This window comes from Paenibacillus sp. BIC5C1 (genome assembly GCF_032399705.1).
Classification (GTDB): domain Bacteria; phylum Bacillota; class Bacilli; order Paenibacillales; family Paenibacillaceae; genus Paenibacillus; species Paenibacillus taichungensis_A.
The window spans coordinates 1597706-1610948 of the sequence record NZ_CP135922.1; the positions used below are offsets into that span (position 1 = coordinate 1597706).

Consider the following 13243-nt stretch of genomic DNA (forward strand, 5'->3'; position numbering starts at 1 on the left):
AATCCCTCGTCATAAACAGCCGAATTTTCCCGATCTTCTAAAAGAAGGTTATGGAAAAGCTTCACGCCAAGTGATACAATACAAAAGTGAATAAGTCAAAATGAAACACTCAAGCGGATTCACTTATTGTGAAATTCGGTTTGCTTGTATGATGAGAGGGATTCGCTTGCGCAACCCGACTTATCTAAAGACATGAGGAGGACAAACCATGACTGACAAGAACGAAGCGATTCAAAAGGAAGAGAACAACACCATCGACAACCTGTCGATCACTACCGTACGTACACTGGCGATTGATGCAATCGAGAAGGCAAATTCCGGACACCCGGGAATGCCGATGGGCTCCGCTCCAATGGGGTACCAACTTTTTGCAAAAACGATGACACATAACCCGGACCACCCAACTTGGGTTAACCGGGACCGTTTTGTCCTGTCCGCAGGACATGGCTCCATGTTGCTTTACAGCTTGCTTCACCTGAGTGGGTATGACCTGCCTATGGAAGAATTGAAACAGTTCCGTCAATGGGGAAGCAAAACGCCGGGTCACCCGGAATTCGGACATACTGCAGGCGTTGACGCAACAACTGGACCACTGGGCCAAGGTATTGCTATGGCTGTAGGTATGGCTATGGCTGAAGCTCAACTGGGCGCAACATACAATAAAGACAAATTCAACGTAATCGACCACTACACATACGCAATCTGTGGTGACGGTGACTTGATGGAAGGCGTATCCCATGAATCAGCTTCCCTGGCTGGACGTTTGCACTTGGGCAAATTGATCATGTTGTTCGACTCCAATGACATCACTTTGGACGGTAAATTGAACCTGTCTTCTTCTGAGAGCATCGCGAAGCGTTTTGAAGCTTACGGCTGGCAAGTGCTGCGCGTTGAAGATGGTAACGATCTACCTGCAATCCAAAAAGCAATTGAGGAAGGTCAAGCAGATACGCTTCGCCCTACATTGATTGAAGTTAAAACTGTAATTGGTTACGGTAGCCCGAACAAACAAGGTAAAGGCGGCCACGGCGGTACTCACGGATCTCCACTGGGTGCAGACGAAGCCAAATTGACTAAAGAGTTTTACAAATGGGTTTACGAGGAAGATTTCCACGTTCCAACTGAAGTTCGCGAACACTTTGCACAAGTGAAAGATCGTGGTATCTCTGCAAACAAAGCATGGGACGAGAAATTTGCCGAGTACAAAAAAGCATTCCCTGAGCTGGCAGCTCAATTCGAAACGGCAATCAATGGCGACCTTCCAGAAGGTTGGGATCGCGATCTGCCTAAATATGCAGCAACAGACAAAGCTGTATCCACTCGTGTAGCTTCAGGTAATGCACTGAACGGTTTGGCTCATAACGTGCCACAACTGACAGGTGGATCTGCTGACTTGGAAAGCTCCACAATGACTCACTTGAACAACCTGGAGAACTTCTCACCTGAAGATTATTCCGGTCGCAACATCTACTTCGGTATCCGTGAATTCGGTATGGCTGGAGCAATGAACGGTATGGCACTGCACAGTGGTGTGAAAGTATTCGGAGGTACATTCTTCGTATTTACAGACTATCTGCGTCCAGCTGTTCGTCTGGCTGCCCTGATGGGTCTGCCTGTAACGTACGTCCTGACTCACGACAGTATCGCTGTTGGTGAAGACGGTCCTACTCACGAACCAATCGAGCAATTGGCATCCCTGCGTATCATTCCTAACCTGACGGTTATACGTCCAGCTGACGGTAATGAAACTTCTGCAGCATGGGCTTATGCGCTTGAGAACAAGAGCAACCCGGTTGCACTCGTACTCACTCGTCAAAACCTGCCGATTCTGGAAGGTACTGTTGAAGGTTCCCGTGAAAACGTGAAACGTGGCGCGTATGTTGTCTCTGATGCAAAAGAAGGCAAAGCTGTTGCCCAAATCATCGCTACAGGTTCCGAAGTGCAACTGGCTGTCAAAGCCCAAGCAGCACTTGCTGAACAAGGCATCCAAGTTCGCGTAATCAGCATGCCGAGCTGGGATCTGTTCGAGAAACAGGACAAAGCATACAAAGAATCCGTCCTGCTTCCGGATGTTAAAGCTCGTCTGGCGATTGAAATGGCTCACCCAATGGGTTGGGAAAAATATGTCGGCGATCAAGGAGACATTCTCGGAATCAGCACATTTGGTGCATCGGCGCCTGGCGACCGTGTTATCCAAGAGTATGGTTTCACTGTGGAAAACGTGGTTAGCCGCGTAAAAGCATTGCTGTAATAGCTTGAAAAATGCTGCAGGAGGGACAGTTAACTTCTGTCCTGCCGAGCAGTAAGTGAATTCCGGCAGAGAATGGGTGGGCGACCACCCTGATCTGTTTTGCCTTTTGTTTTCATTAACTTCAGGGGGAGCGGGTACGCATGTCACAGTTTGATCAAGTCAGTGTAGTGAAAGAGGCCAACATTTATTATGAGGGCCAGGTAACTAGCAGAACAGTTATTTTGGGGGATGGCAGCAAGGTGACCCTGGGCATTATGCTTCCAGGCAGTTATGAGTTCGGTACAGATTCCCGTGAGATTATGGAGATTCTGTCCGGCGATCTGAGAGTATTACTTCCCGGAGAAGAAGATTGGCAAGAGATTCAAGGTCAAGCTACGTTCCACGTGCCTGCCGAATCCAAATTTAAACTGGAGATACGCAGCGTTACCGACTACTGCTGCTCGTACCCGGCGGAATAATACAAGAAGGGTAACCAGAACCGCGACTCGCGGATTCGGTTAACCCTTTTTGCTTCTTAAACTCTACGACAAAGTTCGGGCTGCAAGCTTGTCAGCCCTGTGGATTTGAAGTATCCTTAGGCTAAGTTGTTTTGAATGGAAAACGGAAAAAATACGCTACCGATATCAGGAGGTTTTATAGATCATGGCAAAAAAAGTGAAGTTTGACTACAGCACTGCCCTGCAATTCGTCAATCAGCATGAAGTGGACTATTTCGCTGAACCGATTCGTTTGGCTCACGAGCAGCTCCACAACGGAACGGGAACCGGATCGGACTATCTGGGCTGGATTGACCTGCCTACCGCTTATGACAAAGAAGAGTTCTCCCGTATTCAAAAAGCGGCTGCTAAAATCCAAAGCGATTCTGAAGTACTGATCGTCATCGGTATTGGTGGATCATACCTTGGCGCACGTGCAGCGATTGAGATGCTTACGCACTCTTTCTACAACAATCTGCCAAAAGACAAACGCAAAACGCCTGAAATCTACTTTGCTGGAAACAACATCAGCTCCACGTATGTAACTCATTTGCTGGATCTGGTTGAAGGCAAAGACTTCTCCGTTAACGTGATCTCCAAATCCGGTACAACAACAGAGCCGGCGATTGCTTTCCGTATCTTCCGTGCAGCACTGGAGAAAAAATACGGTAAAGAAGAAGCTCGCAAACGTATCTATGCTACAACAGATAAAGAGCGCGGAGCACTGAAAAAACTGGCGAATGAAGAAGGCTATGAATCCTTCATTATCCCGGATGATGTAGGTGGACGTTACTCCGTTCTGACGGCTGTAGGTTTGCTGCCAATCGCAGCAGCTGGCATCAGCATCGAAGAAATGATGCAAGGTGCGGCTGACGCTTCCAAAGAATACAGCAACCCGAACGTAGCCGAGAACGAAGCGTATCAATATGCAGCTGTTCGTAACGCACTGTATCGCAAAGGTAAAGGAACAGAAATCCTCGTGAACTACGAGCCATCCCTGCACTTTGTATCCGAATGGTGGAAACAGCTTTACGGAGAGAGTGAAGGTAAAGACTACAAAGGGATTTATCCTGCATCCGTTGATTTCTCAACTGACTTGCACTCGATGGGTCAATTCATTCAAGAGGGCAGCCGGAACATCTTCGAAACTGTGATTCAGGTTGCTGAAGTATCGGAGCATATTTCGATCGAAGCGGATCCAGATGATCTGGATGGTCTGAATTTCCTTGAAGGTAAAACGATGGACTTTGTTAACAAAAAAGCGTTCCAAGGAACACTGCTTGCACACACAGATGGTCAAGTACCAAACTTGATTGTGAACATTCCAGATATGTCTCCATATTCTTTCGGATATCTGGTATACTTCTTTGAAAAAGCATGCGGCATTAGTGGTTACCTGCTGGGAGTCAATCCATTTGACCAACCAGGCGTGGAAGCTTACAAGAAAAATATGTTCGCTTTGCTGGGCAAACCAGGCTTTGAAGAAGAGAAAGCAGCGCTTGAAGCGAGACTTTCCGAATAATTCATCGGTCTGCTCATATAGTTAAATAAGGTAATGTAATTACATTCGGGGAGTCATTGTGAAGCAATGGTTTCCCGGATGTTAAACCAAGGCAGTTCGTCCGCGTGCGTGCGGGGAACTGCTTTCTTGTAAAATGGATCAAATTGGTGGAAAGTTGGATAGGGATGATTGAACGTTATCGCACGGTTCGAGGACCGGGCAATCTGGAAATTGTAATCAAAAAGTCGCGATTTATCGGTCATATTATGCCGGTCACGACGGAAGAAGAAGCAAACGCTTTTATCGATGAAATCAAGAAAAAACATTGGAATGCTACTCATAACTGCTCGGCGTACATGATTGGTGAGCGGGATGAGATCCAGAAGCAATCCGATGATGGCGAACCAAGCGGAACCGCTGGCAAACCGATTCTTGAAGTCATCAAAAATCAGCAATTGAAAAATGTGGCTATCGTTGTTACACGTTACTTTGGGGGAATTATGCTTGGAGCAGGTGGGTTAATTCGCGCTTATACGGATGGAGCAGTTGCAGCCATTGAAGCCGGGGAAGCGATTACCAAAGTGCTCCATCGTGAAGTGTTTGTTGAACTGGATTATACATGGCTGGGCAAAGTGGAAAATGAATTAAGGAGTCGGGAAGTCCGTACAGGTGAAACTGGGTTCACCGATAAGGTTACGTTGACTTGTCTTCCGCCGGATAGTGAAACCGAGGCATTTGTGGCCTGGATCACAGATTTGACGCAAGGGCAATCCCGGATCACGGAGGGACAGCGGCTTTATTTTATTGAAGGGGAATAAAATATATGGCTAGAAGAGCAGTCGAACAGGAGTTGTCGAGGGAGCGGATACTGGAGGCGGCGAGGCATCTTTTTATTACCAAAGGATACCGTGCCATTTCGATGCGAAGCATCGGCCAGCATCTGGGCTATAGTCATGGGTCGCTGTATTATCATTTTAAGGAAAAGGCAGAGCTGTTTTATGCCATCGTGGTTGAAGATTTCAATCATCTGGGGCATTTGCTGCTGCAAGCCATGGTCAGGCCAGTCATGGGCGGCGTGAGCAAGGTTGAACATATCATGATGGAGTTTATTCGTTTTGGTTTGGAGAATCCGTATCAGTATGAGATCATGTTCATGATTCGGGATGAGGAATTGCTATCGTATTGTCGTACGGAGCAAGGAAGATGTTTTGAATTGTTCGCCTCCATTATTCGGCAATACATGAATGAAGAGGGCTGTACGGAAGAGGATATTCAATGTGTACCACGTACGCTGTTTTTGTCCATGCACGGATTCATATCGTATTACATTCAGGACCGTTTAACCTTTGCAGAGATTGAATCGGCTGCGTCATCTCATGTCAAAGTACTCTGTCGTAATCTCCAACACCAGCCTGGCGTCCAATAAGGCGCTTTTGTCGCACTCCACACTTCAGGGCGGTGAATTGTCATAACATTAATTCTTTATAACGTTGTCTCGCGAAAGTATTTGCGCGAAGAAGACCATGACAGGCGGATTACATCCCTAAAATAGGGTGGACCGCCTGTTTGTTTTTTTATTTCGACTGATGGGAAATCAATAGAAATGGGGTTGAAATGAATCTAACCTTCCATGATTTTAAGGAAATATTCCCGCTGACGAGGACCATCAAATTCGCAAAAATAGATGCCCTGCCATCTGCCAAGCAGTAATCTGCCCTCATGTATAATCACCGTTTGTGATGGGCCGGTTGTGATCGATTTCAAGTGAGAAGCCGTATTTCCCTCAGCATGCCGATATTCGGGATGTTCCCAAGGATACACTTCGTTCAGACGAAGCAGTACGTCATGTTTGACATCCGGGTCTGCATTTTCATTAATTGCAATGCCTGCTGTCGTATGTGGACAATAAATCAATACAGTTCCATTCTGCACACCGCTATTGCGGACAACCTGCTCCACCTCCCGCGTAATATCCTGCATCTCATCCCTTCGGGATGTCGATAAATTCTTCGTATATAACATACTACTCAACTCCTTTGCTCCGCATTTTGTCCTCTAGATTGTACCTTAACCATTAGATACCAAACAAACCACTAAAATAAAGATGACCAAAGAAATCTGGGGATAACAGCGATGGAAGGTAGTTCTGACTGTGTAGAAGGCAGTGAGATCTTTATAAAATCCATCTCATATGTACGCCGATTATATTCAATAAAAGCATTGACGATTAGCACTGCAAACTGGTAAAGTATCAGATAAGCAAAAACCAAGTAGACTAATGGGAATAATATTAAAGTAATAAAATCCAACTTAGGAAAATCGTTGTACCAAAGCAGGAAGACTGCCGACCGGACATAGAACCGGAGGCTGGGAGGGAATGCAGCAATGAATACCGTTCTTCGTCACAAGGGATGGACTTGGGGATTCCGCAGTACCGTATTGCTATATTTTATCGTACTCATTGTACTTCCAATCATCGGTGTGTACGTCAATTCCTTCTCTGAAGGATGGAGCAACTTTATCCAAAGCATCATGGACCCAATTGCATGGAAAGCTGTGCTGTTAACGATCCGTCTGGCTGTTATAGCCACGGTGATTAACGTCATTTTGGGAACCATGATTGCCTGGGTGCTGACACGTTATCGCTTTTTTGGGAGGTCGTTCCTTAACAGTCTGGTAGATCTTCCTTTTGCTCTTCCAACAGCCGTTGGTGGCCTGATGATTATGCTGCTCCTGGGTCCGATCAGTGCCATTGGTAAACTGGCGGAATCCATGGGGTTTGAAATTGTGTTTCACCAGCCTGCGATTGTGATCGCAATGACCTTTGTTACGTTTCCATTCGTCATCCGTGCGGTGCAGCCTTTACTCGAGGAGATCGATCCTTCAGAGGAAGAGGCATCCTACACGATGGGAGCATCAAAGGCGCGCACATTCAGGCAGGTCATTCTTCCGTCCATGGCTCCGGGTATGATTAGTGGGGGAATGCTCGCATTCTCCAGAGCACTGGCCGAATTTGGAGCTGTTGTGCTGGTGGCAGGCAATATTCCGGGAAGAACATTGACGGCTTCCGTATTTATTTACGGCGAGATCGAAAGTGACAATCCAACCGGTGCCGCGGCCGTATCCGTACTGCTTTTAACACTCTCCTTCCTAATCCTCTGGCTCATTAATCTGGTACAGATGCGGGGGAGAAGACGATGAGGCGGCTATTAATAGGACTGACGTTTGCGGTGTTCATTGTACTGCTGATCATCCCGCTTGGACGTATTTTTATTGGTGCATTTGAAGATGGGGCAGGAGGATTCCTGGATGGGCTGTTGCGCCCCGAAGCGCTGCATGCCTTGATGATGACAGGGCTTGTTGTGCTTGTTGTCACACTGTTAAATACATTGTTTGGTGTAATGATGGCCATCTATCTGGTTCGCGCCGGATGGCTGAGTGACCGGGTGAAAGGGCTGCTGAACAGCATTGTGGATCTGCCCTATGCCGTATCGCCAGTCATTGGCGGATTGATGATTGTACTACTGCTGGGTCCCAATAGCATTATGGGTGCTTTTTTTGAAGGCATTGGATTTAATGTGGTGTATGCCTTCCCTGGCATGGTCATTGCAACGTTGTTTGTCACCTTTCCACTGATGGTTCGAGAGGTGATGCCTGTCTTGCAGGAGCTTGGATCTCAGCAGGAAGAGGCTGCGTCAACGCTTGGTGCATATGGCTGGAGAACGTTTTGGAGTGTTACCTGGCCTTCCATACGCTGGGCAGTTGTGTACGGTCTTGTGTTGACGGTTGCACGCTCGCTTGGGGAATTCGGTGCAGTGCTGGTTGTATCGGGTAACATTATGAACAAAACGCAGACGGCTACAACGCTTGTATATCAGGATGTAGAGAATTTTAACGTTGCTGCCGCAAATGGTGTGGCATTGGTACTGGTTACCTTTTCTGTCGGACTGCTGCTTATGATGGAATGGGCCAAGAAGCGAAAGGAAGTGCATTGAGATGCATGTGGAAGTCCGTGATCTGAATAAACATTTCGGTGATTTTCATGCGGTAAAAGATGTCTCGTTCGATATTGCCAAAGGCCATCTGATCGGTTTGCTGGGGCCCAGCGGAGGTGGGAAAACGTCCATTCTGCGTATGCTGGCAGGGCTGGAGAATCCGGGTTCCGGAGAGATTCGTTTTCACGGAAAGGTCGTAAACCATCTGCCTCCGCAGGAGCGGGGAATCGGATTTGTATTTCAGAACTATGCCTTGTTCAAACATATGACGGTATTTGATAATATCGCCTTTGGACTCAAGGTAAAAAAGGCCCCCAAAGCCCAGATCCGTGATCGGGTCATGGAGTTGGTGGAATTGACAGGGTTGAAAGGTTTCGAACAGCGTTATCCACATCAGTTGTCTGGTGGACAGCGGCAGCGTGTCGCTTTTGCCAGAGCATTGGCCCCAGAGCCCCAGCTGCTGCTGCTGGATGAACCGTTCGCCGCGATTGATGCCAAGATCCGTCAGGAATTGCGTTCGTGGTTGAGAGAACTGATTGAACGGGTGGGCATCACTTCGATTTTTGTAACCCATGACCAGGATGAAGCAATTGAAGTTGCCGACGAAATTATGATTATCAGCCAAGGACGGTTGGAGCAAAAGGGCACACCTTGGGATATTTACAAAAATCCAGAGACCCCTTTTGTTGCTACATTTATAGGGGAATCTACCGTCGTGGAGGATGCTTCACAGCTCAAGGGCTTCGAACATGCGGTGGAAGGGGAGCGCACCCGTGCGCTGATCCGGCCTGAGTATATCGAAATCGGTTTGAAGAACGAGTTTAGCATGCTATCCGCTACTGAAAAGGGTATCGTCAAACACCTTCATTTCCGCGGAAGTGAATGGATGGTGGAAGTGGAAGTTGAGGGCCATAAACTCATTACGTACCGTTCACTGGAGAAAACAACGCTGCAAGTCGGCCAACAGATCCGGGTACTCGTGCATCGGGCATATCTGTTCAATGATACCCATAGCTGGGTTGTGGAGAACCGATTGAAGGAAGATCCAATGCCGGTCATCATCTAACTGAAGATCACTTGCTTCAGAAATGTTCTAGAATTTTGGAGAGAGGTGCTGCCCATGCAGACGATGAAGAAGAAAATCAACCCTTTATACGTTGTCCTCATGCTTCTGCTCGTCTGCATGACCGTTGGATGTAGCAAGCAGGAGGATGCAAGCGGACAGAACGGAACCTCGACAGACGACCAATCCAATACATTGGTTATCGGTGCTTACAGTGTAGCCAAAGACGCCGTCGGAGAGTTATTGCCCAAGTTCCAGGCGGAATGGAAAGCCAAGACTGGACAGACGGTTCACTTTCAAGAATCTTATGAAGCCTCAGGGACACAAGCAAGAGCCATTGTTGGTGGATTCGAAGCTGATGTTGCGCTTTTGGCGATGGAAAGTGATATCGACAAGCTGGTCAAAGCTGATCTGGTCAGCTCCAACTGGAAACAGGCACCAAATGATGGCATGATCACTCGCTCGATCGTTGTTCTCGGTACAAGAGCAGGCAATCCGCTGGGTATTCGCGATTTTGAAGATTTGACCAAGCCGGGGGTTAAGGTGCTGTATCCTAATCCCAAGACGTCAGGCGGAGCGCAGTGGGACATTAATGCCATCTATGGTGCAGGGTTGAAGTTGTCTGAGGCGCAAGGGAAGAAAGATCCTGCCGTGGCTAAAGCTTTTCTGGAAAAAGTACATGAGAATGTCGAGTCACTGGATAAGAGTGGCCGTTCCTCCATGGCGGCTTTCGAATATGGCGTGGGTGATGTTATCGTCACATATGAAAATGAATTGCTTGCCCGGATTGCGAAGGGTGTAAATTACGACATTGTGGTTCCCAAAAACACAATCCTGATTGAGAATCCGGCGGTTGTCGTGGACAAATATGCGGATAAGCATGGCAATCGTGAATTGGCGGAGGCTTTTGTAGCCTATCTAAGTACGCCGGAAGCACAGCGCATTTTTGCCAAGCACGGTTTCCGTTCGGTAGACCCTGAAGTGTTTGCAGAGACGAAGTCCTCGTTCCCAACGCCTGAAGGTCTGTTCGATATTAACTACCTCGGTGGATGGGACAAAGTACGCAGTACACTGTATTCCAAACGAGGCGTATGGTACCAGGTGTTGGCCGGGTTGTAGGATCGTACGAGCTTCATCTTGGTATTGAATATCAGGAGATTAATTGTCATTCAAACCTTCATTTCACGATACAACGTGATCTGGAGGTTTTTTGCATTGATAGGTAATAATGTTATTTCATTTAAACCCGATAGGTTAAGTTGGAAAAAATCGTTGCAATTTGTCGAATCCTTGCCTATACTATCTAACAGAACGTTAAATTACAGCGAGGGGAAATATCATAATGAAATCGAAAAAAATGTGGCTGTCATTGATGCTGGTTCTGGTTGTAGCAATCATGAGTGCATGCGGAAGCAGCGGTGACGGAACAAGTTCTTCGTCTAATAACGCAGAAAATACAGCGACAACGGATGATGGGCAACCGAAAGACGGAGGAAGCATCATTATTGCTGTTCAGGATGATCCTAAAGTGATGAATCCGATCTATGCGGGTGACCGTGTAACGTTGACGATTGATCAATCCTTATATGCTCCACTGTTCAATGTGAATGATGGTAAAAAAACGTATGTTCTCGCAGAAAGCGACAGCTTCTCTGATGATCACCTGACGTATACATTGAAGCTGAAAGACGGCCTGAAATGGCATGACGGACAGCCTCTGACAGCGGATGATATTGTGTTCACAATGGATAGCATCCTTGATGAGAAACAGCACAGTTCTTCCCGTAGTCAGTATGTTTTTGATGGCAAACCGGTAAAAGTAACCAAGGTCGATGACCTGACGGTGGAATTCAAATTGCCGGAAGTATCTGCTGCTTTTGAAGGAGCATTGGTTTCTTTCTCGCCAATCCCTAAACACATTTTCGAAGGCGAAGCCGATATTGAGAAAAGCGACAAAAACAACAACCCGATCGGTTCCGGTCCGTTCAAGTTCAAGGAATATCGTCCGGGCGAATACGTAACACTGGAACGTTTTGATGACTACTTTGCTGGCAAAGCTCATCTGGATAGCGTGACGTATCGTGTAGCGAAAGACCCAAATGCAGCGAACCTGGCTTTGCAAAACGGCGAGATTCAAATGCGTATGGTCGACACACAGGATTACAACAAATTGAATGACACAGGCAAATTCAACATGCTGACTTACCCGGAAGGCCGCTTGCAATACATGGTGTTCAACCTGAACGTGCCTTCAATGCAAAAGAAAGAAGTTCGTCAAGCGATTGCTTATGCTTTGGATAAAAATGAACTGATCACTGCTTCGTATTCCTCAGCTGATTTTGCTGAACCGGCTCCGTCGATTCTGACACCGGACACGCTGTACCAAACGAATGATGTTGAGAAATACGACTACAACGTGGAAAAAGCAAAACAATTGCTGGCTGATGCAGGCGTAAGCAATCTGAAATTGCGTCTTGCTTACACAAACACCAACAAACCACAAACAAGCCAAGCGCTGTACATTCAGCAAAAGCTGAAAGACGTGGGCATTGAAGTGGAATTGCTGCCGATGGATGGAACGGCTTATGGTAACCGTACATTGGACATGAACAATACAGACTTTGAATTGTCCTTTGGTGGATACATCATGGGTTATGAGCCGGATGCTTACAAATCTCTCTTCTTGAGTGATGCGGCATACAACTACTCTCATTACAAAAATGCAGATTTCGACAAGCTGTGGAATGAAGCAGCCGTTCAAATTGACGAAACGAAACGTGGCGATTTGTACAAACAAATCCAACAAACTGTAGCAAACGAAATGACGGTATACCCAATTGCCTACACGAAAGCTGTGGTGGCTGTAGATAACACGTATGGCGGCGTTGAAGATGCAAATCCGAAACCAGTCGTTATGCTTGAAGATCTGTCCAAAATCTATAAAAAATAAGTTACAAGCCAATAACGCCGGCCGCGAGGCCGGCGTTGATTCGGAGGTGCCCTTGTGAACAACTATATTGTCCGGAGGATCGCACAAGCGATCCCTCTTCTTTTTGTAATCTCCATCGTATCGTTCACCTTGATCAAGCTGGCGCCGGGCGATCCGGTGCTTTCCTTTGTTACCCCGAATATGGGGGCAGAAGATGTGGAGCGTATTCGGCAAAACCTCGGACTTGATCAACCGATGTACGTGCAATATTTCGTATGGCTCAAAAATGTACTGTCTGGCGACCTTGGTTATTCATTGGTAAACCATCGCCCGGTTGCCGAAATGATTATTGAACGATTGCCCGCTACGTTTGGATTGATGGGGGCATCGCTATTGTTGTCTTTGCTGATCTCCATTCCGCTGAGCATGATTGCGGGTTCGCGTCAGAACAGTCTGTTTGACCGTGGACTCAGCTTAATCTCGTATATCGGGATATCGATTCCTAGCTTCTGGTTCGGTATGATGCTGATCTATTTCTTTGCAGTAGAGCTGCACTGGTTACCAAGCATGGGTATGCGAACGGTAGGTATGGACTCCGCTTGGGATATAATCAAACACGGCATTTTGCCATGTACCGTATTGACCTTCATGAACGTATCCGTGTACATGCGGTATATTCGTTCGAATACGATCAGTCAACTGGAAGAGGACTATGTTCAAATTCAGTATGCCTATGGCGCAACCAAAGGAACGGTACTGCTTCGTCACGTGCTCAAAAATGTACTGCTGCCTGTAATCACCATTCTCGGCATGTCTTTGCCAGAGCTGATTGCGGGAGCGTTTATTACGGAGTCCGTTTTCTCATGGCCGGGAATGGGATCTCTCGGGATCTCGGCGGTTCATGGTCTGGATTATCCGATTATTATGGGCATTACGATGATGTCCTCTGTGCTGCTGGTCGTCGGAAACCTGGTAGCTGATATCTTATATGGCGTGGTAGATCCACGAATCAAGACAACGGGGTGAGA

The 13243-nt window shown here is 47.0% G+C and carries 12 protein-coding genes; 11 read left to right on the forward strand and 1 reads right to left on the reverse strand.

Annotation, left to right across the window (positions count from 1 at the left end; translation table 11 throughout):
- Positions 1 to 208: 208 nt before the first annotated feature.
- The 5 genes from tkt to RS891_RS07210 all read left to right on the forward strand — a co-directional run bounded on the left by tkt (position 209) and on the right by RS891_RS07210 (position 5654).
- Complete coding sequence (gene tkt, locus RS891_RS07190; protein WP_113051902.1) at positions 209 to 2251, forward strand: transketolase; 2043 nt, start codon at positions 209 to 211, stop codon at positions 2249 to 2251.
- A gap of 140 nt (positions 2252 to 2391) precedes the next feature.
- Complete coding sequence (locus RS891_RS07195; protein ID WP_053781719.1) at positions 2392 to 2709, forward strand: pyrimidine/purine nucleoside phosphorylase; 318 nt, start codon at positions 2392 to 2394, stop codon at positions 2707 to 2709.
- 184 nt (positions 2710 to 2893) lie between these two features.
- The gene (locus tag RS891_RS07200; protein WP_076291734.1) at positions 2894 to 4249 is read left to right on the forward strand and encodes a glucose-6-phosphate isomerase; all 1356 of its coding nucleotides are present in this window, start codon (positions 2894 to 2896) and stop codon (positions 4247 to 4249) included.
- Positions 4250 to 4413: 164 nt separating this feature from the next.
- Positions 4414 to 5046: a YigZ family protein gene (locus RS891_RS07205; RefSeq protein WP_072734274.1), complete on the forward strand. Its 633-nt coding sequence runs from the start codon at positions 4414 to 4416 to the stop codon at positions 5044 to 5046.
- Positions 5047 to 5051: 5 nt separating this feature from the next.
- Positions 5052 to 5654: a TetR/AcrR family transcriptional regulator gene (locus RS891_RS07210; protein ID WP_315794905.1), complete on the forward strand. Its 603-nt coding sequence runs from the start codon at positions 5052 to 5054 to the stop codon at positions 5652 to 5654.
- A 194-nt stretch (positions 5655 to 5848) separates the two neighbouring features.
- Here RS891_RS07210 and RS891_RS07215 read toward each other — a convergent pair whose 3' ends face one another.
- Entirely contained in the window at positions 5849 to 6250 is a 402-nt protein-coding gene (locus RS891_RS07215) for a secondary thiamine-phosphate synthase enzyme YjbQ (RefSeq protein WP_315794906.1), read from the reverse strand.
- Between the two features lie 363 nt (positions 6251 to 6613).
- On the opposite strand from RS891_RS07215, the gene cysT reads away from it, so the two are divergent.
- The 6 genes from cysT to RS891_RS07245 all read left to right on the forward strand — a co-directional run bounded on the left by cysT (position 6614) and on the right by RS891_RS07245 (position 13241).
- Positions 6614 to 7429, forward strand: coding sequence for a sulfate ABC transporter permease subunit CysT (cysT, locus tag RS891_RS07220; RefSeq protein WP_063564398.1), 816 nt, complete (start codon positions 6614 to 6616; stop codon positions 7427 to 7429).
- The gene (locus tag RS891_RS07225) at positions 7426 to 8223 is read left to right on the forward strand and encodes a sulfate ABC transporter permease subunit (protein WP_064639962.1); all 798 of its coding nucleotides are present in this window, start codon (positions 7426 to 7428) and stop codon (positions 8221 to 8223) included. The genes cysT and RS891_RS07225 overlap by 4 nt, the downstream gene beginning before the upstream one ends.
- A 1-nt stretch (position 8224) precedes the next feature.
- A complete protein-coding gene (locus RS891_RS07230; protein WP_076291736.1) occupies positions 8225 to 9289 on the forward strand; it encodes a sulfate/molybdate ABC transporter ATP-binding protein in 1065 nt (354 codons plus the stop codon).
- A 54-nt stretch (positions 9290 to 9343) separates the two neighbouring features.
- A complete protein-coding gene (locus tag RS891_RS07235; RefSeq protein ID WP_315794907.1) occupies positions 9344 to 10405 on the forward strand; it encodes a sulfate ABC transporter substrate-binding protein in 1062 nt (353 codons plus the stop codon).
- A gap of 223 nt (positions 10406 to 10628) precedes the next feature.
- Positions 10629 to 12236 carry an ABC transporter substrate-binding protein gene (locus RS891_RS07240; protein WP_315794908.1) on the forward strand — a complete coding sequence of 536 codons (1608 nt, stop codon included), beginning with the start codon at positions 10629 to 10631 and terminating at the stop codon, positions 12234 to 12236.
- Positions 12237 to 12290: 54 nt separating this feature from the next.
- A complete protein-coding gene (locus tag RS891_RS07245) occupies positions 12291 to 13241 on the forward strand; it encodes an ABC transporter permease (protein ID WP_315794909.1) in 951 nt (316 codons plus the stop codon).
- Positions 13242 to 13243: the final 2 nt, after the last annotated feature.

Bases quoted from the DNA above. Each gene is read 5' to 3' on its own strand.
- RS891_RS07240 (WP_315794908.1), top strand. From the start codon at position 10,629: ATGAAATCGAAAAAAATGTGGCTGTCATTGATGCTGGTTCTGGTTGTA.
- RS891_RS07200 (WP_076291734.1), top strand. From the start codon at position 2,894: ATGGCAAAAAAAGTGAAGTTTGACTACAGCACTGCCCTGCAATTCGTC.
- RS891_RS07230 (WP_076291736.1), top strand. From the start codon at position 8,225: ATGCATGTGGAAGTCCGTGATCTGAATAAACATTTCGGTGATTTTCAT.
- RS891_RS07195 (WP_053781719.1), top strand. From the start codon at position 2,392: ATGTCACAGTTTGATCAAGTCAGTGTAGTGAAAGAGGCCAACATTTAT.
- RS891_RS07235 (WP_315794907.1), top strand. From the start codon at position 9,344: ATGCAGACGATGAAGAAGAAAATCAACCCTTTATACGTTGTCCTCATG.
- cysT (WP_063564398.1), top strand. From the start codon at position 6,614: ATGAATACCGTTCTTCGTCACAAGGGATGGACTTGGGGATTCCGCAGT.
- RS891_RS07210 (WP_315794905.1), top strand. From the start codon at position 5,052: ATGGCTAGAAGAGCAGTCGAACAGGAGTTGTCGAGGGAGCGGATACTG.
- RS891_RS07215 (WP_315794906.1), bottom strand. From the start codon at position 6,250: ATGTTATATACGAAGAATTTATCGACATCCCGAAGGGATGAGATGCAG.
- tkt (WP_113051902.1), top strand. From the start codon at position 209: ATGACTGACAAGAACGAAGCGATTCAAAAGGAAGAGAACAACACCATC.
- RS891_RS07225 (WP_064639962.1), top strand. From the start codon at position 7,426: ATGAGGCGGCTATTAATAGGACTGACGTTTGCGGTGTTCATTGTACTG.
- RS891_RS07205 (WP_072734274.1), top strand. From the start codon at position 4,414: ATGATTGAACGTTATCGCACGGTTCGAGGACCGGGCAATCTGGAAATT.